Origin of the sequence: Polaromonas sp. (genome assembly GCF_012927415.1) — a bacterium.
Classification (GTDB): Bacteria; Pseudomonadota; Gammaproteobacteria; order Burkholderiales; family Burkholderiaceae_C; genus Polaromonas.
In genome coordinates this window covers 1-22,826 of sequence record NZ_JABBPF010000021.1, presented here as the reverse complement: position 1 = coordinate 22,826, position 22,826 = coordinate 1, and the positions used below count along the sequence as shown (strand labels likewise).

The following is a 22,826-nucleotide window of genomic DNA, read 5'->3' as shown; positions in this document are numbered from 1 at the left end:
CCAATTGGACTATTTGGACTTGCTTCAGTGGCCTGCGATGGCGGTCACGCTCATTGCGTCCTGGCTGGTGGCCTCCAGGGGAATCAGCAAGCGGAACTGGGGATTCTGGGTTTTTTTAATCAGCAACTTGCTCTGGATCATTTGGGGCGTTAAGTCGCAGTCGTGGGCGTTGGTCGTGCTTCAGGTGGGTTTGATCATCATGAACATCCGGGGCGCCATGAAAACCGAACCTGAGGCAACAGCCTCCTGAACCACCAGATTTTTCAAAAGTAACAGCGCCGTCAGGCATTTTCGTTAAGGTCGCCCGATGGTTACAAGCATCCTTTTCTCCCCCCGAAAACTTTCGATGTTGCAGGTTTTGGCCTTCGGCGCGGCCATTGTCACGCTCTCGATGGGCATTCGGCACGGTTTCGGTCTGTGGCTGCAACCTATCACCCAAGCGCAAGGCTGGACGCGCGAAACCTTTGCCTTTGCGATTGCTATACAAAACCTTTCGTGGGGAATTTTTGGCATTTTCGCGGGCATGGTGGCCGACCGGTTTGGCGCTTTCCGGGTGATTGCGGGCGGCGCTGTGTTGTACGCGCTCGGCCTGGCCGGCATGGCGCTTTCGCCGACCGGCCTGCTGTTTACGCTGACTGCCGGGGTATTGATCGGCGCAGCTCAGGCAGGCACCACCTATGCCGTGATTTACGGCGTGATCGGCCGCAATATTCCGGCTGAGAAGCGCTCGTGGGCAATGGGGGTGGCGGCTGCTGCAGGCTCTTTCGGCCAGTTTTTGATGGTGCCCACCGAAGGTTTCCTGATCAGCAGTCTGGGCTGGCAGACCGCCTTGCTGGTGCTGAGCGGCGCTGTCTTGTTGATAGTGCCAATGGCGCTGGGCCTGCGCGAGGGCAGTTTTGCAGGCATCAGCTCCGCCAGGCGCCAACAAAGCATCGGCCAGGCGCTGCGCGAGGCGCTGAAATACCCAAGCTTCCAGTTGCTGATGGCCGGTTATTTTGTTTGCGGCTTTCAGGTGGTCTTCATTGGCGTACACATGCCCAGTTACCTCAGGGACAAGGGCCTGTCGCCGCAGGTGGCCAGTTACGCGCTGGCGCTGATTGGCCTTTTTAATGTCTTTGGCACCTATGCCGCAGGCGCACTGGGCCAACGAATCGCCAAGAAGAAAATTCTGGCGACAATTTATTTGTCGCGGACCATCGTCATTGCGGTGTTTCTGGCCGCGCCACTGAGCCCGGCCAGCGTCTACCTTTTTGCCAGCCTCATGGGCCTACTATGGCTGTCAACCATTCCGCCAACCAACGCCATGGTGGCGCAAATCTTTGGCATCCAGCATTTGTCAATGTTGAGCGGTTTTATTTTCTTCAGCCACCAGATTGGCTCCTTCATGGGCGTCTGGCTGGGCGGCTATTTGTATGACCGCACAGGCAGTTATGACATCGTCTGGTACATCGCCATAGCGTTGGGAATCTTCGCGGCGCTGGTGAATTTGCCGGTGCGCGAAGCACCCATTTCACGCAGCCATCACGGTAAACTGCCGCAGGAAGCCTGAATTGGCCCGCAAAATTGCTTTATGGGCTGCCGCCATCATGGCATCGCTGGCGGTCTTTTTCCTCTACACCCGGCCTGACTTCATGTTCACGCTGGCCAACCAGGTGTGGGCATGTTTTTAAGCCAAAGTCTGGTTTTTTGATCATTTCGGCATCAAGTCCAACAAGTATCGGCACCAGTAGCTATGAAAATGATAGTAAATGCAGAGACTGCAAACTACCCTCGCCGCGCCTTGGCGCCGGCCGCGCCCGCTTTCGGCATGCGCTTGTGATGAAAGCACCGGCCCTGAAAACACAAGGCGCGCACGGCCTGGAGCTGCCTTCTGCCTGGGTTCAGCGCTGGTCGGGCCTGGTTGCCAACTCGGGCGTCGTGCTGGACGTGGCTTGTGGACACGGCCGGCACGCCCGCTGGTTTTATTCGAGAAATCACCGGCTTGTCGCGGTAGACCGGTCACTGGAAGCTATTGAATCCATAGCAATTCCAGCCCATGCCTGCGAGGCCGTGGTGGCCGATATCGAGAACGGGCCCTGGCCTTTTGCCGGTCGACAGTTTGCCGCGGTCGTCGTGACCAATTACCTCTGGCGCCCGCTGCTTCCCACACTGCTGGACAGTCTGGCACCGGGCGGCGTGCTGATTTACGAAACCTTTGCCCAAGGTAACGAAACGGTCGGCAAGCCCTCCCGGCCTGACTTCTTGCTGCGCCCGGGCGAACTGCTGGCGCTGTGCCGCGGCTTGCGGGTGGTGGCGTTTGAAGACGGTTTTGAGGCTGCAACGCCGGCACAGGCAGCCCGCTTTGTCCAGCGTATTGCTGCCGTCCGGGAAGCGGCCGACATGGCCACCGACCCAGCGGCATCATCCGGACCGCCTGAGCCAGCCCGCCGCAGGCCGCTTCGCTATTCACTGCTTTAAGCTCTGGGTAGAATGCACAATTGACTTTTGGGCTGGTCTTGAGGCCGATGACGCGGCCCATCACTCCAGCCACCCACGTTACAAGCAAGACATGAAACCCATTACTGGCAGCATCGTTGCACTGGCAACGCCTTTGCATGAAGACGGCAGCGTGGATTACCCCGCATTACGCAAACTCGTTGACTGGCATGTCACCGAGGGCACTGACTGCATTTGCGTGGTGGGCACCACCGGCGAATCGCCGACCGTCAACGTTGAAGAACACTGCGAAATCATCCGCGTCTCGGTCGAGCAGGCGGGCAAGCGGGTGCCCATCATGGCCGGTTGCGGTGCCAATTCAACTACGGAGGCCATAGAGCTGGCAAGGTTTGCCAAACAGGTGGGTGCCGATTGCCAGTTGCAGGTCGTGCCCTACTACAACAAGCCGACACAGCAAGGCCAGTATCTGCATTTCAAGGCGATTGCAGAGGCGGTGGGCGATTTTCCGATCATCCTGTACAACGTCCCAGGCCGTTCGGTTGCCGATATGGCGCATGCCACCGTGCTGCGCTTGGCCGAGGTGCCCGGCATTGTGGGCATCAAGGAAGCAACCGGCAATATAGAGCGCGCGCAGTGGCTCATCAAGGAAGTCCCCCAAGGCTTCGCCGTTTATTCCGGCGATGATCCGACCGCCGTTGCGCTGATGCTTTGCGGCGGCCAGGGCAACATCAGCGTGACGGCCAACGTCGCGCCGCGTTTAATGCATCAATTGTGCGTGGCTGCCGTGGCGGGTGACACTCGAAGCGCGATGGAATTGCAGTTCAGGCTGCTGCCGCTGCACCGAAACCTGTTTGTTGAAGCCAACCCGATTCCCGTCAAATGGGCGATGGCCCGGATGGGTTTGTGTGGCGGGACATTGCGGCTGCCCATGACACCGCTTGAAACAGCCAACCAAGCTGCCGTTGAAAACGCGCTGCGCGCCTGCGGACTGATTTGATTTTTAAGGAATCCACGTGAAGATATTGCCGACGATACACCAGCGCCCTGCATTCCTGAAGGACCGCAGCAGTGCGGCACTGGGAGCACTGCTCGCCATCAGCCTGCTTGCGGGCTGCTCCACCATCAGGGACACCATGGAAGGCGAACGGGTCGATTACAAATCTAGCGGCAACAAAGGGCCTTCGCTGGATATTCCGCCGGACCTGACGCAGCTCAGCCGCGATACGCGCTATGTAGTGCCCGGCACGGCCGTGACTGCCAGCAGTTACCAGATCGGCCAGCCCACCCAAGCCGTGACAACCGCCGCCAATGCGGTGGGTGACGTGAAGATCGAGCGCGCAGGCACCCAGCGCTGGCTCATCAACCGACCAGCCGACAAGCTCTGGACGCCCGTGCGTGATTTCTGGCTTGAAAATGGCTTTTTGCTGGCACAAGACCAGGAAAACCTCGGCATCATGGAAACCGACTACGCAGAGAACCGCGCCAAATTGCCGCAGGATTTTATTCGCAGCACCATCGGCAAGCTATTTGAAAGCCTGTACTCCACCGGCGAGCGCGATAAATTTCGCACGCGTCTGGAGCGCAGGCCTGACGGCGGCACCGAAATTTACATTAGCCATCGCGGCATGGTGGAAGTGGTAACCGGCGTCAAAGCCGGCAGCGCCAGCACCGGCGACAGCACCATCTGGCAACCCCGCCCCACCGACCCGGAACTGGAGGCAGAGTTCCTGCGACGTCTGATGGTCAGGCTCGGCGTAACGCAGGAACAATCCAAAGCCCTGATTGCTGCTGGCGTAAACCGGCAAACGTCTCGCGTGGCGATGGTGAACAACCTGCCCACGGTACAGCTGGATGAGGGTTTTGATCGCGCGTGGCGCCGGGTTGGTCTGGCGCTGGACCGCACCGGCTTTACCGTCGAGGATCGCGACCGCAGCCAGGGCACCTACTTCGTGCGTTACGTCGAACCCGTCACCAACAAGAGTGAACCCGGATTCTTCAGCAAGCTGTTCAGTGGCGCTTCAGCCACTACGCCTCCACTGAAGTACCGTATCGCCGTCAAGAGTCAGGGCGAAAACACCACTGTTTCCGTCATGAATGCCCAGGGTGCGCCCGAATCCTCTGCCAATGCCCAGCGCATTGTGCAGGTGATTGCCGACGACCTGAAGTAGCGGTGCAAGGTATTCCAGCCTGCGCTAGTTTGGTCTACCGGTGCTGAGATTCAGGAGCCTGGGCAGCGGCAGTGGTGGCAACGCAACGGTGGTTGAGGCCATGGGAATCGCGCCGCTAAGGGTGCTTATTGATTGCGGGCTGGGCCTTAAACACCTGTTTTGCCGGCTGGGCGAAGCCGGCTTGCAGCCGGAAGACATTAACGCAGTATTCATCACGCACGAACACGGCGATCACATCGGTTGCGCCCGATCCCTGTCACTGCGCTACCGGATTCCGGTCTGGATGAGCCGCGGCACGCATGCCGCAATTGGCTCACCCGATTTTGATGGCTTGCTGCACACGGCTCGCGATGGCGCAACGATAGACATGGGCGGCTTGCAACTCACGCCATTTACCGTGCCGCACGACGCGAGGGAACCTCTGCAGCTCAGCTGCACCGATGGTTCGGCAAAATTGGTCCTTTTGACTGATCTTGGGCATGCGACAGGGCATGTCATGGCTCATCTGCAGGGGTGCGATGCGATGCTGCTTGAATGCAACCACGATACCGCCTTGCTGAGTCAATCGGCTTACCCGCCATTTCTGAAGCGGCGCGTGGGTGGAGATTACGGGCATCTGTCAAACGCTGCCGCAGCGGGGATCGCCTGTGCCGTGACGCATAGCGGCCTCAAGCATGTGGTGGCGGCCCATTTAAGCCAGCAAAACAACCGGCCGGAATTAGCGCAGGAGGCAATGGCCAGCGCGTTGGGCTGCAACAGCAGGGACATCGTGGTCGCAGGAGCAAGTCACGGAACGCCTTGGCTGCACATTTGAATTACATGAGAGGCGAATATTCACGGTCGCGGAAAAACGCCCGGTGTGTCACTCCCCTCAACATGAAAAAAGCCGCCCTTGGGCGGCTTTTTTGCGGCATGCAGAAAAATTATTTCTTTGCAGCGTCGGCGGCGGCGCCAGCAGCAGCACCAGCAGCGCCAGCAGCAGAAGCTGCGTCTTTGGCAGCGTCCACAGCGGTACCAGCAGAGCTGGCAGCGGCGGAAGCAGCGCCAGCAGCGGCAGCGGCGGCAGCATCAGCAGAAGGAGCCGCAGGTGCGGGCACCACGACAACAGCAGGTGCAGGTGCGGGTACGGGTACAACTACTTCTTCTTTTTTACCGCAAGCAGCCAGTGCAACAGCGGCAACAATGGCTGCCAAAACGAGGGTCTTGTTCATTTTTACTATCCTTGATGAATTAAGAAAACAATTTCCGGAAATTGCCAAAAGAAACCCAAACCAAAATTCAAGTTATGTTTTGACCGGGGAAAGGACTCGAGCTCTTTCTTCCCAGCTTTAAATTATATGCCGGATAATTCAAGCCTGAAAACCCTTAGTGGTCCAAACGACGCAGCACTGCAACGACCGGCGACCAGAAAACCACATTAAAGCCCTAAAGTAGTTGCTGCAAACGCAGGCGAACTGTTCATAAGCCGCTCTTTCAATCGCTCCCTCAAGGCAACACACCTTCCAGGTTCTGATCCGGCGAAGCCGCTACAGCGTTGCAAATCGAGCCGCTCAAGTAGCCAGCCCGCACTCCAGAATGCACTGGGCATGTTGTCAGCTGGCGTAGCAGCAATGGTTCGGCACTCGACAATATGCGCCCAGGTTTGGCGCCAAGTCACGAAGCGGGCGTGCTTTCGTCGCAATTCATCGTAATTTCTAGCCAGCATCGTCAATTTGCGGCCCGTCCTGGACCATTCATTCAAGGATTGGGCAACCTCGCGTTCACCCAAAGGCCAGTCCGCAAAGTCGGCATCGCACACAATAATTTCGCGCCATCCCTGTGATGCCGCAGCCGCAAAGGCCTGCCGAACATTAGCCGTAAAGTCGCCGCGGCCGCTGAATCGCCCTTGCAGCAAGGTAGCCGACGCAGCGCCTGCATTTTCAGGTGTCATGCGATTTCCCCCTTGAAATGACTTTACACGGTTCAGGGCGCAAATTTTGCCCTCTTCAGACTAAAGACCGGGGCTGCACTTGCCGCAGCCAGCCTGCGTCATGCCAGTCGCCCAGCAATATGATGGCGGATACACCCGCCTTGCGCAACTCGCGCGCCGCAAGACGGCGCTGGTCGGCCAGCCGACGCATCAGGCTCGCATCGGCTCCCTTGGCGCGATAGCTTTCGCCATTAATAAAAATGTGCTCGCCGTCATACATCATGCGGGTGCGCGAATCGAGCTCAATTTCCGTCCGACCGGCCTTAACTGCCTCGCCATCCCAGGCCTGCTCTGCCTCATCAAACCAGACCGAAGGTTTAGGCTCAGTCATGCATTCACCAAGCGCACAGGCCAACGCCAATGGTTTCTTAAGCGCCTCGAGCACCGCTTTCGCGGCGAAATCTGCCAAGCCATCAGGCATCGCCGCTGGCGTTTCTGTCGCGGACTGGGCGGGGTCGCGGTACATGCGCTTGGGAACAGCAGTCCCGCTACCCTCTTTTTCGCTGTCTGGTTCAGCGGCATCTTCCCCAAATTCGGCCAGGCGATGCAACAACGCTGCAGCCAGCTCAGTCTGTTCAGGACAGCGAAATCCAATTGAGTAGGTCATGCAATCAGCAGCTTTCCTGTCCAGCCCGACGCTCTCCTCGGCAATGCCGTCATGCGCATAACGCGGCGGCAGATAGAGCATGTCGCCCGCTTCCAGCACAAACTCCTCATCAGCTTCAAAGTTCTGCAGGATTTTTAGCGGCACGCCCTGCTGCAAGGAAAAGTCTTTTTGCAGGCCGATCTTCCATCGCCGACGGCCACTGGCCTGCAGCAAAAACACGTCGTAACTGTCAAAGTGCGGCCCCACGCCGCCGCCGGTAGTGGCAAACGAAATCATCAGGTCATCGAGCCGTGCATCCGGCACAAAGCGGAATTGCTGCAGCAGCGCATGACCGGCAGGCTCATGCAAATCGACACCCTGCACCAGCAGGGTCCAGCCCTCCTTGCCAAGCGACGGCAAGCTTTTGGGCGCAAAAGGTCCCTTTTTCATGCTCCAGCTTTTTTCCTGCTGGACAATCAGGCGAGACTCAACCTGCTCCAGAGCGGCCATCTTTACCAGGCCGGCGCGATTGAGAAAGGGCTGAAAGCCCGGAATCGCCTGGCGAACCAGAAGCGGCTTTTTTTGCCAGTGACGGCGCATGAATTGGGCGGGGCTGAGACCGCCGAGAAGGGCTAGGGGCTGATTTACATCCATGGGACAATTGTGCGATGAAAATCACCCCGCAATGCGTCGTCGCTCTCACATGGACACTGAAAGATACTCTGGGCGATCTACTGGACGAGTTGGACGAGCCAGTAGAGTTTTTGCTTGGCGGCAGTGATTTGCTTACCAAAATTGAAGAAGCGCTGCAAGGTCGCGGTCCTTCGGACCAACTTGAGTTGCACCTGGAACCCGAAAACGCTTTTGGCGAATACGATGAAAACCTGGTCTTTCTCGAACCCCGCAGCGTCTTCCCGGCAGGACTTGAAGAAGGCATGACCTTCGACGGCGCAGCGATGCCTGCGGGTACAAGCGACCAGATTCCCCATTCGTACATCTACACCGTGACTGACATTTACCCGGAACACGTCGTGCTTGACGGCAATCATCCACTGGCCGGCATTGCCATCCGGCTGTCGCTCAAGGTGGAGTCTGTGCGCGATGCCACCGAACAAGAAATTGGACAGGGTTCGCTAGGTACCGGCTTTTTCAAGCTGGAGCCATCGATGCCTGGCAACGGCACGCTTCATTAGACAAATATTTGAGGTATAAAAAAAAGCGCCGCAACAGTTTTGCTGTCGCAACGCTTTTAATAACTGTCAAGTGCCTTTTCAATACCGGAAGAGCTGCCCGTTTTGAATTCTCACTCGGTCGCCAATACGCAGATCGCCGGTGGATGGAACGTCGTAGGCACGAGCTGGCCCATTGTCAAGCTGGACGGTGACCCGGTAGACCTGACTTATATTGGGATTGCGATTTTTCTCGATGGCATTACCGGCAACAGCGCCGCCTACGGCACCGGCGACCGTCGCCACATCGCGTCCCGTTCCCCGGCCAATCTGATGGCCAATTACCCCGCCAGCCACGCCGCCAAGGATGGCGCCAAGTCCGGTCCCTCTGGCTTGCTCCTGGGTCTGGAAAACCTCCACGTTACTTACCCTCCCATATTCAACATAGGCGCTTTGCTGATTCTGCGCGGGGTACTGATTCTGCGCCGGATACTGGGACGGATATTGGGACGGATATTGGGACGGATACTGTGCCGGATATTGATTTTGATTTGAATAAGGCGATGCCGGATAGGAGGAGATCGGCCCCTGTGAATCCATGGGCACTGAGCCACATGCTGCAAGAGTGGTGATCACCAGTACGGTGGAAGCGGTGGAAATGATTCGAAAAGCACGATGCATTGAGATCCCCTTTTAGTTAATATTCATGGTCTGCCGACTCACTCAACGCCCTAGGCAAGAGGACAGATGACTCGCTACCACTAATTGCCAATTAAATGTGCAGTTGTTCATCCGGCAGGTGAGCTCCGGTGCTCTGACCATGTGGGAAACTGCGGGCAATTTCTGTAGGCGAAGCCTGACGGAGGGACTACGAGCCCGAACGATTCATCCCTTGCCAGTTGATCCGTAGCCGCCCTCGCCACGCGCGCTGGCCGGGAACTCGGCAACAATATTGAATTGCGCCTGCACAACCGGGACGATGAGCAGTTGCGCAATGCGCTCCATGGGTTCTATAGTGAAGGGAATATCGCTGCGATTCCATGCGCTCACCATCAGTTGGCCCTGATAGTCGCTGTCAATCAGTCCCACCAGATTGCCCAGGACGATGCCGTGTTTATGACCTAACCCGGAACGCGGCAAAATCAGCGCTGCGTAAGCGGGGTTGTGCAGGTAAATGGCGATGCCCGTGGGCACCAGATGCCAGGCGTTAGCGCCCAATGTAAGCGGAGTATCCAGGCAGGCACGAAGGTCCAGCCCGGCACTCCCGGGCGTCGCGTAGGTTGGAAGATTGCACTGAAGGCGGGAGTCCAATATCTTGACGTCAATTTTCATGGGCTATTTTTATGCTCGGGTGGAGTTTTTATGGTTTCGTCCTGGACTTTTTGGGCCAGCCTCCGAAAAACGGGTCATCATGGCCTGAGAAAAGTTTCGAGTGCGCCTGAAAACGACCCAGGTGGCGTAAATCACCAGAATGGGAATAAACAGGGCATCCGCACCGGGCATGAGTGTTGCCAGCGCTTGCGTCACCAGCCACGCCACGACCACCCACTTAATGTGTTCGAGAAACGTCTTTCCGGCAAAAACTTCCGGGTCCGGTTTGACCCGCATCATGCCGGAGCCAGCCGCAAACGACGTGTCGGCTGCATTATCCGCCCCAGGTTTCAGCAAATCTTCGCGCGTACCAGCCGCAGCGCGGGCATCCGTGAGACGTTCAATGTAGCGTGCAAAATCACCATCGGGTGGGGTATTGGAAGAACGGGTCATTAGGCTTGGGAGTGCAGTACGCCGGTTGCCCGCCGCCTGGTCGCGATCTCCTGAACCAGCCGCCGTGCGAGTGAGAGTTTGGACGCCCTGCGCAATTGGAGTGCACCTTGCCCGTCAATCAACAGCAGCGCGTTGTGATCCTGCCCGAAGGTATCGGGGCCGATATTGCCAACCAGCAGCGGCACTTTTTTGCGCAAACGCTTGGCTTGGGTGTTTTCAAGCAGGTCATGGCTTTCCGCGGCAAAGCCCACACAAAACAGCGTGCCCAGTTGAGCCGCAGCTGACTGGGCGACGGCGGCAAGAATGTCGACGTTCTCTGTAAATTCCAGTTGCGGCGCGCGGCCCGAGCCGTCCTTCTTGATTTTCTGGGCCGACGGTGTGGCCGGTCGCCAATCGGCCACGGCGGCTGTTGCTACAAATACGCTAGCTTGCTGGACTTCTTCCGTCACGACATCCAGCATATTTTTTGCTGATTTCACGTCGATACGGGCGACCCCGCGCGGCGTGGGCAGGCTTACCGGGCCCGCAACCAGGGTGACATCGGCACCGGCTTCGCGCGCTGCTCGCGCAATCGCAAATCCCATCTTGCCGCTCGAAAGATTAGTGATGCCGCGCACCGGATCAATTGCCTCGTAAGTAGGACCGGCCGTAATTAGCACGCGCTGGCCCGCCAGCACTTTCGGTGTAAAAAACGCAACGATGTCTTCGAGCAGCTGCTCGGGTTCGAGCATGCGGCCGTCACCGGTTTCACCGCAGGCCTGAAAGCCACTGCCCACGCCCAGCACCGTTGCCCCATCGGCCGCCAGTTGCGCGAAGTTACGCTGCGTGGCCGGATGCGCGAACATCTCGCGGTTCATCGCTGGTGCCAGCAGCAGCGGCACTTTAACCATGGGTCGCGCCAGGCACATCAAACTCAGCAGATCGTCGGCACTTCCGTGAAGCAGCCGGGCGATGAAATCGGCGCTGCAGGGCGCGACCACAATCGCGTCAGCTTCGCGCGTCAAGTTGATATGCGGCATATTGTTGCTCTCACGGCGGTCCCACTGGCTGGTGTAAACCGGCCGCCCGCTAAGTGCCTGCAGGGTAACCGCAGTGATGAATTGCTCCGCCGCTTCCGTCATCACCACCTGCACCGTCGCACCCGCCTTGATCAAGGCACGGCACAACTCGGCCGCCTTGTAGCAAGCGATTCCACCCGAAAGGCCGAGCACAATATGTTTCCCCGCCAGTTCCAGCTCTTCTGCTTCCATACACGGCACATCGGCTTGATTTATCATGAATGACAATGTATCAGCAAGGCAGGCCCGGGCGCTTTTTTGCTGCTTGAAATAGGCGAACTCTCCAGGGCGTTTCTTGCCGGCAAGCTTGAAATGAAGAAGTAGCCGGTTTGACAGGATGAGCGGCGCCGCTGAATCAGTCCACCCGTATAATCTCCCTTTACCACCTCAGCGAACTTGCGGTTCGGGCCTAGCATGACCAAATTTGTCTTCGTCACCGGCGGTGTGGTGTCTTCCCTGGGCAAGGGAATCGCCTCAGCCTCTTTAGCAGCGCTCCTCGAATCGCGAGGCCTCAAAGTCACTTTGATCAAGCTTGACCCCTACATCAATGTGGATCCGGGCACCATGTCTCCGTTTCAGCACGGCGAAGTGTTTGTGACCGACGACGGCGCGGAAACCGATCTGGATTTGGGCCATTACGAACGTTTCATTGAAACGCGGATGCGCAAAGCGAACAACTTCACCACGGGGCAGATTTATCAAAGTGTTCTTGAAAAGGAACGCCGTGGCGACTACCTCGGCAAAACGGTTCAAGTGATTCCGCACATCACAAACGAAATCCAGGATTTCATCAAGCGCGGTGCCGGCTATGACACACCGGAAGCGGTGGATGTGGCCATTGTCGAAATAGGCGGCACAGTTGGCGACATCGAATCGCTGCCCTTCCTTGAAGCGGTGCGGCAGATGAGCTTGCGAATGGGTCCCAATAACAGCGCCTTTGTCCACCTGAGCTACGTCCCCTGGATTGCCGCGGCAGGTGAACTGAAGACCAAGCCGACGCAGCACACGGCCAAGCAACTGCGAGAGATTGGCATTCAGGCCGACGTCTTGCTGTGCCGCGCCGATCGCCGTATCCCCGAGGAAGAGCGCGACAAAATCTCGATGTTCTCCAACGTACCCGAGTGGGGCGTTATCTCGATGTGGGACGTCGACACGATTTACAAAGTGCCTCGCATGCTGCACGAGCAGGGGCTGGACGGGCTGATTTGCGACAAACTGCGCCTGAACACGCCACCTGCCAACCTCAAGCGCTGGGACGATCTGGTGTATGAAACCGAGCATCCCAAAACAGAAGTAAGCATCGCCATGGTCGGCAAGTACGTGGATTTGAGTGACAGCTACAAGTCGCTCAATGAAGCCTTGCGCCACGCAGGCATGAGAAACCATGCCAAGGTGGTGATTGAGTACATCGATTCCGAAAGCCTCACCCCCGGGACGGTTTCGCGCCTGGCCCAGTTTGACGGCATTCTGGTACCTGGCGGCTTCGGCGTGCGCGGCGTGGAAGGCAAAATCTGCGCTGCCCAATTTGCCCGTGAAAACAGGATTCCCTACTTGGGCATCTGTCTGGGCATGCAGGTGGCCACGATTGAGTTTGCCCGACACGTCGCCGGTCTCAGGGATGCCGACAGCACCGAATTCAACCCGGCCAGTCCCAACCCGGTAATTGCCCTCATAACCGAATGGAAAGACGCCGACGGCACCATCAAGACACGCAATGCCAACTCTGATTTGGGAGGCACCATGCGTCTGGGCGCGCAGAGCTCCGATGTGGCCAAAGGCACGCTCGCCCACAAGATATACGGCGACGTAGTGACAGAACGCCATCGCCACCGTTATGAAGCCAACGTCAATTACCTGGACATCCTGCGAAAATCAGGATTAGTCATCTCCGCGCTGACGCAGCGCGAACACCTCACCGAGATTGTCGAGTTGCCGCAGGATGTCCATCCATGGTTCATGGGCGTTCAGTTTCACCCCGAGTTCAAGTCCACGCCGTGGGAAGGTCATCCACTCTTCAATGCCTACATTGCAGCGGCGCTTGAGCACCGGGCAGCGGGTCAGGAACAAAAGGCTGCCTCAAAGCCTTTTAAGGTGGTGGCGTGAACATACGCGCCGTTGAACCGGCTCAACACATTGGAGACCCCACTGGAGCCAGCGCGGTGCACAAAGTGACTCGTATGGAGGACGTATGAAGTTGTGCGGATTCGAGATCGGCCTGAACCAGCCCTTTTTTCTGATTGCTGGACCTTGCGTGGTGGAGTCCGAGCAATTGCAGATGGACACGGCCGGCACGCTCAAGGAAATCACCGCGTCCCTGGGCATTCCTTTTATTTTCAAATCCAGCTATGACAAGGCCAACCGCTCCAGCGGCAGCAGTTTTCGCGGTCCGGGCATGCTCAAAGGCTTGGAGATTCTCGCCAAAGTCAAACGCGAACTGAATCTGCCGATCCTGACTGATGTTCATTCTGAAACCGAGATCGCTACCGTGGCCGCTGTGGTGGACGTATTGCAGACTCCGGCCTTTTTGTGCCGCCAGACCGACTTCATTTATGCCGTGGCGCAATCGGGCAAACCCGTCAACATTAAAAAAGGCCAGTTTCTGGCGCCCGGCGACATGAAGAACGTCATCGACAAGGCGCGGGCTGCGGCACGCGAAAAAGGTTTGGACGAAGACCGCTTCATGGCTTGCGAACGGGGAACCAGTTTTGGCTACAACAACCTGGTGTCCGACATGCGCAGCCTGGCGATCATGCGCGAAACCCATGCGCCGGTGGTGTTTGACGCCACGCATTCGGTGCAGTTGCCCGGCGGCAACGGCACCAGCAGCGGCGGCCAGCGTGAAATGGTGCCGGTCCTGGCGCGCGCCGCAGTGGCGGCGGGTATTGCCGGACTCTTCATGGAAACTCACCCTGATCCCGCCAAAGCGCTGAGCGACGGCCCCAACGCCGTCCCGCTCAAGCATATGAAAGCCTTGCTGGAAACGCTGCTCGAACTCGACCGCGTGACCAAGAAAAATGGCTTTCTGGAGAATGATTTCATATGAGCGGCTACATCATTGCCAATGTAACGGTCACCAACCCGTTGCAGTACGAAGACTATAAAAGATGGTCGAGCGCAGCGATGCAGGTGCACGGTGCCGAAGTTTGCGTGCGTGGCGGCAAGCTAGAGGTACTTGAGGGCGACTGGCAACCCGGTCGCATCGTTATTTTGAAATTCCCGACGTTTGAAGCCGCAAAGGCGTTTGACGCTTCGCCAGAATACGGCAAGGCCAGAGCCGCGCGGCAAGGCGCTGCGATCATGCAGATGGTGGTGGTTGAAGGCGTCTAAGCTTTTGTATACGGGTTCTGTTTTTGTATTTTCTGATTTGAAAGAACATAAATGAGTGCAATTGTTGATATCGTCGGCCGCGAAATCCTCGACAGCCGTGGCAACCCTACGGTTGAGTGCGACGTGCTGCTGGAATCCGGCGTGATGGGTCGCGCCGCCGTGCCTTCAGGCGCATCCACCGGCTCGCGTGAAGCCATCGAGTTGCGCGACGGCGACAAGTCGCGCTATCTTGGCAAGGGCGTACTCAAGGCCATTGAACACATCAATACCGAAATCTCCGAAGCCGTGCTCGGCCTCGATGCCAGTGAACAGGCCTTTCTCGACCGCACGCTGATCGACCTTGATGGCACCGACAACAAGTCGCGCCTGGGCGCCAATGCCATGCTGGCCGTCAGCATGGCCGTGGCGCGTGCTGCCGCCGAGGAAGCCGGCCTGCCCTTGTACCGCTACTTTGGCGGCAGCGGCGCCATGCAGATGCCCGTGCCCATGATGAACGTGGTCCACGGCGGTGCACACGCCAACAACAACCTGGATATTCAGGAGTTCATGATCATCCCGGTGGGCGCACCAAGCTTTCGCGAAGCCGTGCGATACGGTGCCGAGGTTTTTCATGCCCTGAAGAAAATCCTGCACGACAAGGGCATGAGCGTGGCCGTCGGTGACGAAGGCGGCTTTGCGCCCAACGTGCCCGGTCACGAAGCGGCGATCCAGATGATCCTGGAAGCGATTGACAAGGCCGGTTTTGTGGCGGGCGAGCAGATTGCGCTTGGCCTGGACTGCGCCGCTTCGGAGTTTTACAAGGACGGCAAGTATGTACTGGTGGGTGAGGGGCTCAGCCTGGACGCCACCGAGTGGACCAACATTCTGGCAACCTGGGTTGATAAATACCCCATCATCAGCATTGAAGACGGCATGGCCGAGGACGATTGGGATGGTTGGAAAATCCTGACGGACCGACTTGGCAAAAAGGTGCAGATCGTCGGCGACGACCTTTTTGTCACAAACACCCGAATCTTTAAAGAAGGCATAGACAAGGGCATTGCCAATTCGATCCTGATCAAGATCAACCAAATCGGCACTCTGACTGAAACCTTTGCCGCCATTGAAATGGCCAAACGCGCCGGTTACACAGCCGTGATCTCGCACCGCTCTGGCGAAACCGAAGACTCCACGATTGCAGATATCGCCGTCGGAACCAACGCCGGCCAGATCAAGACCGGTTCGCTGTCGCGCTCGGACCGCATGGCCAAATACAACCAGTTGCTGCGCATAGAAGAAGACCTGGGTGAGATTGCCTCCTACCCGGGCCGCGACGCTTTCTACAACCTGCGCTAACGCCTTCGCGCCTGACCCGTGGGAAATCGCATCGTTCCTGCCATCCTGGTTGTGCTGCTGGTGCTATTCCATGCGCAGCTCTGGACTGGCAGGGGCAGCCTTCCCCGCGTGCGTGACATGCAGCAGCGCCTTGACGAGCAGCTCGCGAAAAATGCCCAGGAGCAACTCGGCAATGACCAGCTGGCTGCCGAGGTCAAAGATTTGCAGGAAGGCCTTGAAATGGTTGAGGAAAAAGCGCGCAGCGAACTCGGCATGGTCAAGCCAAATGAAATTTTTGTGCAGATTACCAAGTAAGCCCGGTTGCATGCAAGGCGAATCTGGCAGCATCCCCTCGTGCCTGCCCCGCTCCTGACAGCGTGCTGAAAATTGCACTGGTCGGCGCGCCAGACAGCGGACAATCGCAACTCGCCGCCTACCTGAGCGATGCGCTGAAGGCGTCTGGCAGGGACGCGGCCATCGCGCTGATCGACTTAGCAGTCCTTCAGCCTGATCTGACAAACCATGACCTGACACTGCTTATGGGCCTGGACACCAGCTCAAAGACTGCCCGGCTCACCCGGGAAGCGGCAGACCAGTTCATTCGCGCGACGCTCGACCGGGCCGGCATTGCTTATCGGGTCATCTATGGCCAGGGCGAGGAACGTTTGCAAAACGCCATTCACGCCTGTGAGAGTCTGTTTGAGCAGGAAATGCAAGCAGCCCGAGGCAGCAGTGTCAGCACCAAAATGGACGAGCTTGAAAATGGCAACAAGATGGGGCGATGGGTGCGAATGTGCGACAAATGCAGCGACCCGCTATGTGAGCATCAACTACTCACTGATTTGCTGAGCCGGCGCGCCAGACCGGCTTGACCCGGAGCGTTGCTGACACGCTTGCGGCCCTGCCGGCTTTGCGGTCTGGGCGCCGCTTACTGAACCGTTGGCGTGGGTGGTTGCTGGCTAATCTGATGGGTGAAGATTTGCGCTGCATCGACCGGATCAAACTCGTATTGCGCACCGCAAAACTCACAGGCAACATCAACCTTGCCGCGCTCGGCGATGATGCTTTCAATTTCAGCCGTACCCAGACTACGCAGCATGTTGCCCACGCGCTCGCGCGAGCAACTGCAGCCAAAGCTCGGGCTCAGCGGCTCGAAGCGGGTGTGCGGCTCTTCCCAGAACAGCCGGCGCAAGATCGTATCGACATCCAGCGTGAGCAACTCTTCACGCTTTAGCGTGCCGGCCAGCATGGCAATGCGCTTGTAATCTTCATTGATGCCGATCTGGTCTTCATTCGCCTCCCGATCGAGCCGACCTGCCAGATTTCCCTGCCCCTTGACGGGCAAACGCTGAATCAACAGACCCGCCGCCACATTGCCATCGGCAGCCAGAATCAGCCGGGTGTCAAGCTGCTCGCTTTGCAGCATGTAATGCTCAAGTACTTCGCTCAGGTTCTCGATTTTTTCACGGCCATCGCCATATAACGGCACCACGCCCTGGTAGGGCTGCTGGCCCGGCAATTTGTCTTTCGGGTCGAGCGTGATGGCGCAGCGCCCCTCGTTATTCAGGTTGACCAGTTGGCTTAATGAACTGCCCGCATCGACCGTGCCTGTCACGGTCGCCGTCGCGCGCAGGCTCAGGTCCGGTTGCACTTCCGCCACCGCCAGTTTGACCGGGCCATCGCCAAATATCTGGAGGATCAGCGCGCCATTGAACTTGATGTTGCTCTGCATCAGCGCGCCGGCCGCCGTCATTTCGCCGAGCAGGTGCATGACCTCGAGCGGATAGCCGCCGGCGACTTGCCGGCGCTTGAGGATTTCCTGCCAGGAGTCGGTCAGGCGCACAAGCATGCCGCGTACCGGGAGGCCGTCAAAGATAAATTTATGGAGTTCGGACATGTCGAAAAAGTAGGGTGCAGGAGGGAAAAAAGGAAAACCGGTCGATCAGCCCAGCTTCTTGAGCCCGCTTTTGTAACGCCGGGCATTCTTCATATAGTGCTGCGCACTCATTTTTAAACCCTCGATCTGTTCTGGCGAAAGTTGCCGCACCGCCTTGGCCGGGCTTCCCAGGATCATGCAGCCGTCGGGAAACTCCTTGCCCTCGGTTATCAGTGAGCCGGCGCCGACCAGGCAGTTCTTGCCAATCTTTGCGCCGTTGAGCACCACCGCCTGGATGCCGATCAGCGACCCATCACCAATGGTGCAGCCATGCAGCATGACCTGATGGCCCACCGTCACGTTCTCGCCTATGAGCAACGGCGAGCCTTCGTCCGCATGCAGCACACTGTTGTCCTGGATATTGGATCCTTTGCCAACGCTGATTGATTCGACGTCTCCCCGCGCCACGACGCCGAACCAGACACTGCTGTTTTCGGCCAGAGTCACCTGCCCCATGACCTGAGCGCTGTCGGCCACCCAGGCGGAGCCGTGAATGGAAGGGATGAAATCGTCCAGCTGATAAATGGCCATGGGGAGTCCTTGAGGAAATGGTCTTCGAAACCGGTTTTTTTCATTGTAAGGATGGCTGGCGAACAGCCGCTCGCCAAGAAGCCGATCGCCGACAATCCAGCCATGATCGCTACGCCCGCCACCGCAGAACTTCGCCAGCTTGCCCTGGCGGCATGGCTGGAGCCTGATTTAGAGAAAAAAGTGGCTCTTGTCCAGTATTTACGGCTTCATTCAGCTATGTTTTTAATAGCAACTACCGGCGGCTTTCAGGCACCTGCCAGTCTTCCTGGCTGCCCCGCAAGACCGGAGTTGCGCTCGCATCTCGATGTCGCCAGGCGCTCGCCTTTCACGTCCGAAGGCTTGGCGGCCCTGCTCCATGCGGTGACGCATATCGAGTTCAATGCCATCAATCTGGCGCTGGATGCCGTCTGGCGTTTTGCCGCCTTGCCACACGCCTACTATCTGGACTGGCTGAAGGTGGCGGCGGAAGAAGCGCAACATTTCAGCCTGCTGCGCGTACTGCTGCAGGGCATGGGCCGTGATTATGGTGACTTTCCCGCCCATACCGGCTTATGGGACATGAGCCGCAAGACTGAAGCCGACGTGCTCGCTCGCATGGCGCTGGTGCCGCGCACGCTGGAAGCCAGGGGCCTGGACGCGACGCCTCCGATGCAGACCAAGCTGCGCAAGGTTGGCACGCCCGACGCCCTTCGCGCGGTGGCTATCCTGGACATCATCCTGCGCGATGAAATCGGACATGTGGCCATTGGCAACCACTGGTACCGTTACCTGTGTGTCCAGCGCGGGCTGGAGCCCATCGCGACCTACGCGCTGCTGGCCCACCAGTACAGTGCGCCCCGCCTGAAGGGTCCGCTGAATCTGGATGCCCGCCGCAAAGCCGGCTTTAACGAGGCCGAGCTGGCGATCTTGCGCGAAAACGCTTGAAGTTCAGCCTTTTTAATCCTGAAACGTCGGGCGACAAAAATAGTTGAAGCGCGCTAGACTGCGCTTTAACCGTAGGAGTATGCGCATGATCCGGCACCTGGTTTCCCGCATTTCATCAGAACTGCCGGGTATTCCCGCAGGCATCGCACTGCAGTTGCCGCAGGGCCAGCGCCTGGGCGCGGTAGATGCGCCGGTCAAGCTGTCGTTTTCCAGCTGGTCGAGCATTGCTCGCCTGAAGGCCGGCCAGATCGGCGCCCTGGCCGAGGATTATGTCGAAGGCAAACTACAGCTTGAGGGCGCGATGCGCGACGTCATGCGCGTGGTCACCAAGCTCTTGCCCGGCAACCCGGTACAGAGCGATACCGGCTGGTGGTCGGGCTGGCTGCAGCGGGCCAAATCCATGGCGGCCCACTCCCTCGCCAAGGACGCCGCGCAAGTGCAATTTCACTACGACGTCTCGGATGCCTTTTATGCGCTTTGGCTGGACCCGCGCCGCGTCTATTCCTGCGCCTATTACCGCGACGCGGCGATGACACTTGCCCAGGCGCAGGAGGCCAAGCTGGACCATATTTGCCGCAAGCTCATGCTCAGGCCCGGCGATCGTTTTCTGGATATCGGGGCCGGCTGGGGCGGATTGTTGCTGTGGGCGGCCGAGCACTACGGCGTCGACGCCACCGGCATCACACTCTCGAAAAACCAGCATGCGCACGTCCAGCAACTGATTTCCGAAAAAGGCCTGGGGCAGCGCGTGCGCATGGAACTGCGCGATTACCGTGACCTGCCGGAAGACCTTGCCTTTGACAAAATCTCGTCTGTCGGCATGGTCGAGCACGTCGGTCAGGTCAACATGGACGCCTACTTCAGCAAAATCATGCGCCTGCTGACGCCTGGCGGACTGATGCTGAACCACGGCATCACCGCCGGCGGACTGGAAAACCGGCAGCTCGGTGCAGGCATGGGCGACTTCATCGAAAAATACATTTTTCCGGGTGGCGAATTGCTGCATGTCAGCGCGGTGCTGGGACATCTGGCCCGCTCCGGGCTGGAGATGGTGGACACCGAAAACCTGCGCCCGCACTATGCCCGAACCCTGTGGGACTGGTCAGACGCGCTGGAGGCGACGCTGGACCCGGCGCGGCTAGTGCTATTAAAAGATGGAGGACCGGAGCGCGCCGAGAAAACCCTGCGCGCCTACCGCCTCTACCTGGCGGGCAGCGCCATGAGTTTTGAGCAGGGCTGGATCGCGCTCCACCAGGTGCTGGCCACCAAGCCATCCAGCCTCGTGCATGACACGCGAATCCTCGGCGCCCAGTCGCTTTACCCCTTCAGCCGGGACTATATGTACGGCACTGCCGTTTCGGCCGGCATCACACGCCCCAGCCAGAACTTCAGCCGGCCCGAATCTACGCCGCCTTGACGATGCGGGCGTTATTGTCGAATTCGATCGTCATCTGCCAGGCAAACTCAGCCGAACTGCCGCCGGTCGGTACACTGCCGGCGTTGAGCAGGCGGTCGCGCAGCAATGGCAATTGCAGCGCCAGGTTGATCTTCCCGCTGAGCCGCAAGGGCATGGCGAGGGGCGCGTTTTGGCCGGTGTTTGGTGGCCAGCAGCGGCGACTGCGTGTCGCTGGGCACCGGGCCAATCTCTTTCAGCGCGTCATACGACAGCCTGGCCAGGTGCGGGTTCAGGGCCAGCAGGCTGATTGACTAAAACCCTGTCGTGGAGCCGTCGGGTGCGGCCTTGGCCAACGCATCCATGCCGAGGCTGCAATCCGCATCGGCGCGGTTTTCCACCAGCATCGGCGTGCCCAGCCGCTGTTTCAGCATGCCGGCCTGGGCCGCGGCGGCAGAAGGTAGCCCACTGGTGAACAACGCCAACAGAAACGGGGTCAACAGCTGATGGCGTAGGTTCGGTAGGGACATAAAAATCTTGGCTAAGTAAAGCACTGCGATTTTGCCCGGCGCATTGCCAGGATCAGCCGCGCTTTCTCAACCCCGCGGATGGTGCTGCGCATGCAGCGACTTCAACCGTTCGCGCGCCACATGCGTATAAATCGTCGTGGTCGAAATATCCGCGTGACCGAGCAGCATCTGCACGGCGCGCAGGTCAGCACCGTGATTGAGAAGATGGGTGGCAAACGCATGGCGCAAGGTGTGTGGCGACAGTGGCGATGCGATGCCGGCCACGCTGGCGTACTTTTTGACCAGCTTCCAGAACATCACCCGGCTCATCGCATGGCCGCGGCTGGTCACAAAAAGATCGTCGGTCTGTTGCCGGCCCAGAATCGCCGGTCGCGCCTCAACCAAATATCGCTCTATCCATTCGCGTGCCAGCTGCCCGAACGGCACCAGCCGCTCCTTGCTGCCCTTGCCCATTACTCGCAGAACGCCTTCATTCAGACCGACATGAAAAGTCTTCAGCCCGACCAGCTCGCTGACGCGCAGGCCGCTGGCATACATCAACTCCAGCATGGCGCGGTCACGCTGGCCCAGCGGGCTGTCTTCAGCCGGCGCCGCGAGCAGGGACTCGACCTGCGCCTCGGACATCAGCTTGGGCACGCGCAAGGCCTGCCTCGCCGACTGGAGTTTGAGTGTTGGGTCGGCCGCAATGAAACGCTCACGCAGCGCCCAGCGGAAGTAGCGCTTGAAAACCGTCAGTCGCCGATTGGCCGAAGTGGCCTTTGTCACCGCATGCCTGGCGGAGAAATAGCCATTCAGATCGTGTTCAACCGTGTCATCGAGCAGCCGGCCGGCCTGCTCTTTGGCGCCCAGCCAGGCCGCATAGAGCGACAGGTCACGCCGATAGGCGTCGAGCGTGTTTTTACTCAGGCCGTCTTCCAGCCACAGGGCGTCGATAAATCCATCTATGCGGCTCTGGCTGGCGTCGGGAAGGTGCATGGGCTTGACGATAGCAAAAAAAATACCGCCCTTGCAAGCAATGCCTGCCAGGACGGCCTGAAAAATGGTGCTGGCCAGCGGCAATGAATTATTCGAGACTGAGTTTGGAAGTTGTCACGACTTTCTTGTATACCTCGTATTCGGCCTTGATTTGCGCTGCAAACTGCTCCGGTGTATTCGCCACCACCAGCGAGCCGGTGTCCTCAATGCGTTTGCGGACGGCTGGATCTTCCAATGACTTCTTCACCCCTGCGCTAACTTTTTCGATGACTTCCTTAGGCAAGCCCTTGGGCCCTACGATGCCGTAATAAGCCATGCGATTGACCGGCTCAAGGCCAACTTCCTTGAAGGTCGGCACATCGGGCAGGACGGCAAGGCGCTGCGGCGCTGCCACCACAATCGCAATCAGGCGCTTTTGCTGCACAAAGGGCAAGGTGGACGGCAGGTTGTCAAAAATAATCGGTACCTGGCCGGCCACCGTGTCGTTCAGTGCCGGGCCCGAGCCGCGGTAGGGAATATGGGTGATGAAAGTGCCGCTGAGGTTTTTGTAGAGTTCCATCTGCAGGTGGGCGATGCTGCCCGAGCCGGAGGACGCAAAGGAATACTTGCCGGGGTTCTTTTTCAGCTCGGCAACAAACTCCTTGTAGTTGCGCGCGGGGAAGCTGGGGTGCACGGCAATGATGTTGGGCGTCGCGGCGATATTGATGATGGGCGTGAAATCCGTCAGCGGGTTGTAGGGGATTTTC

General features: G+C 58.5%; 28 protein-coding genes. 15 read left to right on the top strand and 13 right to left on the bottom strand.

Translation table 11 applies throughout. From position 1 onward, the window contains the following. Positions 1 to 4 precede the first annotated feature (4 nt). The 6 genes from HHJ19_RS02085 (at position 5) to HHJ19_RS02060 (ending at position 5,418) form a co-directional block, all read left to right on the top strand. Positions 5 to 250 carry a hypothetical protein gene (locus tag HHJ19_RS02085; protein WP_296903650.1) on the top strand — a complete coding sequence of 82 codons (246 nt, stop codon included), beginning with the start codon at positions 5 to 7 and terminating at the stop codon, positions 248 to 250. 57 nt (positions 251 to 307) lie between these two features. Then, positions 308 to 1,549 carry an MFS transporter gene (locus HHJ19_RS02080; protein WP_296903648.1) on the top strand — a complete coding sequence of 414 codons (1,242 nt, stop codon included), beginning with the start codon at positions 308 to 310 and terminating at the stop codon, positions 1,547 to 1,549. A 269-nt stretch (positions 1,550 to 1,818) separates the two neighbouring features. Then, a complete protein-coding gene (locus HHJ19_RS02075) occupies positions 1,819 to 2,457 on the top strand; it encodes a bifunctional 2-polyprenyl-6-hydroxyphenol methylase/3-demethylubiquinol 3-O-methyltransferase UbiG (protein WP_296903646.1) in 639 nt (212 codons plus the stop codon). Between the two features lie 91 nt (positions 2,458 to 2,548). Beyond that, positions 2,549 to 3,433, top strand: coding sequence for a 4-hydroxy-tetrahydrodipicolinate synthase (gene dapA / locus HHJ19_RS02070; protein ID WP_296903644.1), 885 nt, complete (start codon positions 2,549 to 2,551; stop codon positions 3,431 to 3,433). Positions 3,434 to 3,569: 136 nt separating this feature from the next. Beyond that, positions 3,570 to 4,604 carry an outer membrane protein assembly factor BamC gene (bamC, locus tag HHJ19_RS02065; protein ID WP_296903698.1) on the top strand — a complete coding sequence of 345 codons (1,035 nt, stop codon included), beginning with the start codon at positions 3,570 to 3,572 and terminating at the stop codon, positions 4,602 to 4,604. A gap of 40 nt (positions 4,605 to 4,644) precedes the next feature. Continuing rightward, positions 4,645 to 5,418 carry an MBL fold metallo-hydrolase gene (locus tag HHJ19_RS02060; protein ID WP_296903643.1) on the top strand — a complete coding sequence of 258 codons (774 nt, stop codon included), beginning with the start codon at positions 4,645 to 4,647 and terminating at the stop codon, positions 5,416 to 5,418. Between the two features lie 109 nt (positions 5,419 to 5,527). Here the strand turns inward: HHJ19_RS02060 and HHJ19_RS02055 are convergent, their stop codons facing one another. The 3 genes from HHJ19_RS02055 to HHJ19_RS02045 form a co-directional block, all read right to left on the bottom strand. Continuing rightward, positions 5,528 to 5,815 carry a hypothetical protein gene (locus HHJ19_RS02055; protein ID WP_296903641.1) on the bottom strand — a complete coding sequence of 96 codons (288 nt, stop codon included), beginning with the start codon at positions 5,813 to 5,815 and terminating at the stop codon, positions 5,528 to 5,530. Positions 5,816 to 6,021: 206 nt separating this feature from the next. Next, a complete protein-coding gene (locus HHJ19_RS02050) occupies positions 6,022 to 6,534 on the bottom strand; it encodes a hypothetical protein (RefSeq protein ID WP_296903640.1) in 513 nt (170 codons plus the stop codon). A 55-nt stretch (positions 6,535 to 6,589) separates the two neighbouring features. After that, a complete protein-coding gene (locus HHJ19_RS02045; RefSeq protein ID WP_296903639.1) occupies positions 6,590 to 7,813 on the bottom strand; it encodes a cupin domain-containing protein in 1,224 nt (407 codons plus the stop codon). A 14-nt stretch (positions 7,814 to 7,827) separates the two neighbouring features. Here HHJ19_RS02045 and HHJ19_RS02040 point away from each other — a divergent pair, with 14 nt between their 5' ends. Further along, positions 7,828 to 8,352 carry a peptidylprolyl isomerase gene (locus HHJ19_RS02040; RefSeq protein ID WP_296903638.1) on the top strand — a complete coding sequence of 175 codons (525 nt, stop codon included), beginning with the start codon at positions 7,828 to 7,830 and terminating at the stop codon, positions 8,350 to 8,352. Between the two features lie 78 nt (positions 8,353 to 8,430). Here the strand turns inward: HHJ19_RS02040 and HHJ19_RS02035 are convergent, their stop codons facing one another. From HHJ19_RS02035 to coaBC, 4 genes are all read right to left on the bottom strand, one after another. Beyond that, a complete protein-coding gene (locus HHJ19_RS02035) occupies positions 8,431 to 9,009 on the bottom strand; it encodes a glycine zipper 2TM domain-containing protein (protein WP_296903637.1) in 579 nt (192 codons plus the stop codon). Between the two features lie 204 nt (positions 9,010 to 9,213). Further along, positions 9,214 to 9,660, bottom strand: coding sequence for a dUTP diphosphatase (gene dut, locus HHJ19_RS02030; RefSeq protein WP_296903636.1), 447 nt, complete (start codon positions 9,658 to 9,660; stop codon positions 9,214 to 9,216). Positions 9,661 to 9,669: 9 nt separating this feature from the next. After that, positions 9,670 to 10,092 (bottom strand): hypothetical protein, encoded by a 423-nt coding sequence (locus HHJ19_RS02025; RefSeq protein WP_296903635.1) that lies wholly within the window; start codon positions 10,090 to 10,092, stop codon positions 9,670 to 9,672. Then, a complete protein-coding gene (coaBC, locus tag HHJ19_RS02020; protein ID WP_296903633.1) occupies positions 10,092 to 11,369 on the bottom strand; it encodes a bifunctional phosphopantothenoylcysteine decarboxylase/phosphopantothenate--cysteine ligase CoaBC in 1,278 nt (425 codons plus the stop codon). The genes HHJ19_RS02025 and coaBC overlap by 1 nt, the downstream gene beginning before the upstream one ends. A 195-nt stretch (positions 11,370 to 11,564) precedes the next feature. On the opposite strand from coaBC, the gene HHJ19_RS02015 reads away from it, so the two are divergent. The 6 genes from HHJ19_RS02015 (at position 11,565) to HHJ19_RS01990 (ending at position 16,663) form a co-directional block, all read left to right on the top strand. Next, on the top strand, positions 11,565 to 13,253 hold the full coding sequence (locus HHJ19_RS02015; RefSeq protein WP_296903631.1) for a CTP synthase: 1,689 nt from the start codon (positions 11,565 to 11,567) through the stop codon (positions 13,251 to 13,253). Positions 13,254 to 13,338: 85 nt separating this feature from the next. Then, positions 13,339 to 14,193: a 3-deoxy-8-phosphooctulonate synthase gene (gene kdsA / locus HHJ19_RS02010; protein ID WP_296903629.1), complete on the top strand. Its 855-nt coding sequence runs from the start codon at positions 13,339 to 13,341 to the stop codon at positions 14,191 to 14,193. Further along, complete coding sequence (locus HHJ19_RS02005) at positions 14,190 to 14,477, top strand: DUF1330 domain-containing protein (protein ID WP_296903627.1); 288 nt, start codon at positions 14,190 to 14,192, stop codon at positions 14,475 to 14,477. The genes kdsA and HHJ19_RS02005 overlap by 4 nt, the downstream gene beginning before the upstream one ends. Positions 14,478 to 14,528: 51 nt before the next feature. After that, positions 14,529 to 15,812, top strand: a complete 1,284-nt coding sequence (gene eno, locus HHJ19_RS02000; RefSeq protein ID WP_296903626.1) for a phosphopyruvate hydratase — start codon at positions 14,529 to 14,531, stop codon at positions 15,810 to 15,812. An 18-nt stretch (positions 15,813 to 15,830) separates the two neighbouring features. Beyond that, a complete protein-coding gene (locus HHJ19_RS01995; RefSeq protein ID WP_296903624.1) occupies positions 15,831 to 16,106 on the top strand; it encodes a septum formation initiator family protein in 276 nt (91 codons plus the stop codon). 62 nt (positions 16,107 to 16,168) lie between these two features. Beyond that, positions 16,169 to 16,663 (top strand): hypothetical protein, encoded by a 495-nt coding sequence (locus HHJ19_RS01990; RefSeq protein WP_296903622.1) that lies wholly within the window; start codon positions 16,169 to 16,171, stop codon positions 16,661 to 16,663. A gap of 56 nt (positions 16,664 to 16,719) precedes the next feature. Here HHJ19_RS01990 and HHJ19_RS01985 read toward each other — a convergent pair whose 3' ends face one another. After that, on the bottom strand, positions 16,720 to 17,688 hold the full coding sequence (locus HHJ19_RS01985) for an Hsp33 family molecular chaperone HslO (RefSeq protein ID WP_296903620.1): 969 nt from the start codon (positions 17,686 to 17,688) through the stop codon (positions 16,720 to 16,722). Positions 17,689 to 17,733: 45 nt separating this feature from the next. Beyond that, entirely contained in the window at positions 17,734 to 18,258 is a 525-nt protein-coding gene (locus HHJ19_RS01980; protein WP_296903618.1) for a gamma carbonic anhydrase family protein, read from the bottom strand. A 102-nt stretch (positions 18,259 to 18,360) separates the two neighbouring features. Between HHJ19_RS01980 and HHJ19_RS01975 the strand changes: the two genes are divergently transcribed. Both HHJ19_RS01975 and HHJ19_RS01970 read left to right on the top strand, forming a co-directional pair. Next, positions 18,361 to 19,182: a ferritin-like domain-containing protein gene (locus tag HHJ19_RS01975; RefSeq protein ID WP_296903617.1), complete on the top strand. Its 822-nt coding sequence runs from the start codon at positions 18,361 to 18,363 to the stop codon at positions 19,180 to 19,182. 85 nt (positions 19,183 to 19,267) lie between these two features. Next, positions 19,268 to 20,599: a class I SAM-dependent methyltransferase gene (locus tag HHJ19_RS01970; protein WP_296903615.1), complete on the top strand. Its 1,332-nt coding sequence runs from the start codon at positions 19,268 to 19,270 to the stop codon at positions 20,597 to 20,599. Here the strand turns inward: HHJ19_RS01970 and HHJ19_RS01965 are convergent. The 4 genes from HHJ19_RS01965 to HHJ19_RS01950 all read right to left on the bottom strand — a co-directional run. Then, positions 20,586 to 20,753 carry a hypothetical protein gene (locus HHJ19_RS01965; RefSeq protein WP_296903614.1) on the bottom strand — a complete coding sequence of 56 codons (168 nt, stop codon included), beginning with the start codon at positions 20,751 to 20,753 and terminating at the stop codon, positions 20,586 to 20,588. The genes HHJ19_RS01970 and HHJ19_RS01965 overlap by 14 nt on opposite strands. 136 nt (positions 20,754 to 20,889) lie before the next feature. After that, entirely contained in the window at positions 20,890 to 21,105 is a 216-nt protein-coding gene (locus HHJ19_RS01960) for a tripartite tricarboxylate transporter substrate-binding protein (RefSeq protein WP_296903612.1), read from the bottom strand. Between the two features lie 66 nt (positions 21,106 to 21,171). Further along, on the bottom strand, positions 21,172 to 22,080 hold the full coding sequence (gene xerD / locus HHJ19_RS01955; protein ID WP_296903610.1) for a site-specific tyrosine recombinase XerD: 909 nt from the start codon (positions 22,078 to 22,080) through the stop codon (positions 21,172 to 21,174). A gap of 88 nt (positions 22,081 to 22,168) precedes the next feature. After that, positions 22,169 to 22,826: tripartite tricarboxylate transporter substrate-binding protein (locus HHJ19_RS01950; protein ID WP_296903609.1), on the bottom strand; the 658-nt coding region annotated here is incomplete at its 5' end.

Excerpts from the sequence above, each read along its gene's own strand:
- HHJ19_RS02035 (WP_296903637.1), bottom strand. The coding sequence starts at position 9,009 with ATGCATCGTGCTTTTCGAATCATTTCCACCGCTTCCACCGTACTGGTG.
- HHJ19_RS01985 (WP_296903620.1), bottom strand. The coding sequence starts at position 17,688 with ATGTCCGAACTCCATAAATTTATCTTTGACGGCCTCCCGGTACGCGGC.
- eno (WP_296903626.1), top strand. The coding sequence starts at position 14,529 with ATGAGTGCAATTGTTGATATCGTCGGCCGCGAAATCCTCGACAGCCGT.
- HHJ19_RS02055 (WP_296903641.1), bottom strand. The coding sequence starts at position 5,815 with ATGAACAAGACCCTCGTTTTGGCAGCCATTGTTGCCGCTGTTGCACTG.
- HHJ19_RS01980 (WP_296903618.1), bottom strand. The coding sequence starts at position 18,258 with ATGGCCATTTATCAGCTGGACGATTTCATCCCTTCCATTCACGGCTCC.
- HHJ19_RS01965 (WP_296903614.1), bottom strand. The coding sequence starts at position 20,753 with ATGCCCTTGCGGCTCAGCGGGAAGATCAACCTGGCGCTGCAATTGCCA.
- dapA (WP_296903644.1), top strand. The coding sequence starts at position 2,549 with ATGAAACCCATTACTGGCAGCATCGTTGCACTGGCAACGCCTTTGCAT.
- dut (WP_296903636.1), bottom strand. The coding sequence starts at position 9,660 with ATGAAAATTGACGTCAAGATATTGGACTCCCGCCTTCAGTGCAATCTT.
- HHJ19_RS02005 (WP_296903627.1), top strand. The coding sequence starts at position 14,190 with ATGAGCGGCTACATCATTGCCAATGTAACGGTCACCAACCCGTTGCAG.
- HHJ19_RS01960 (WP_296903612.1), bottom strand. The coding sequence starts at position 21,105 with ATGTCCCTACCGAACCTACGCCATCAGCTGTTGACCCCGTTTCTGTTG.
- coaBC (WP_296903633.1), bottom strand. The coding sequence starts at position 11,369 with ATGATAAATCAAGCCGATGTGCCGTGTATGGAAGCAGAAGAGCTGGAA.
- xerD (WP_296903610.1), bottom strand. The coding sequence starts at position 22,080 with ATGCACCTTCCCGACGCCAGCCAGAGCCGCATAGATGGATTTATCGAC.
- HHJ19_RS02025 (WP_296903635.1), bottom strand. The coding sequence starts at position 10,092 with ATGACCCGTTCTTCCAATACCCCACCCGATGGTGATTTTGCACGCTAC.
- HHJ19_RS02050 (WP_296903640.1), bottom strand. The coding sequence starts at position 6,534 with ATGACACCTGAAAATGCAGGCGCTGCGTCGGCTACCTTGCTGCAAGGG.
- HHJ19_RS01975 (WP_296903617.1), top strand. The coding sequence starts at position 18,361 with ATGATCGCTACGCCCGCCACCGCAGAACTTCGCCAGCTTGCCCTGGCG.
- HHJ19_RS01970 (WP_296903615.1), top strand. The coding sequence starts at position 19,268 with ATGATCCGGCACCTGGTTTCCCGCATTTCATCAGAACTGCCGGGTATT.
- HHJ19_RS02040 (WP_296903638.1), top strand. The coding sequence starts at position 7,828 with ATGAAAATCACCCCGCAATGCGTCGTCGCTCTCACATGGACACTGAAA.
- HHJ19_RS02045 (WP_296903639.1), bottom strand. The coding sequence starts at position 7,813 with ATGGATGTAAATCAGCCCCTAGCCCTTCTCGGCGGTCTCAGCCCCGCC.
- kdsA (WP_296903629.1), top strand. The coding sequence starts at position 13,339 with ATGAAGTTGTGCGGATTCGAGATCGGCCTGAACCAGCCCTTTTTTCTG.
- HHJ19_RS02075 (WP_296903646.1), top strand. The coding sequence starts at position 1,819 with ATGAAAGCACCGGCCCTGAAAACACAAGGCGCGCACGGCCTGGAGCTG.
- bamC (WP_296903698.1), top strand. The coding sequence starts at position 3,570 with ATGGAAGGCGAACGGGTCGATTACAAATCTAGCGGCAACAAAGGGCCT.
- HHJ19_RS02015 (WP_296903631.1), top strand. The coding sequence starts at position 11,565 with ATGACCAAATTTGTCTTCGTCACCGGCGGTGTGGTGTCTTCCCTGGGC.
- HHJ19_RS02080 (WP_296903648.1), top strand. The coding sequence starts at position 308 with ATGGTTACAAGCATCCTTTTCTCCCCCCGAAAACTTTCGATGTTGCAG.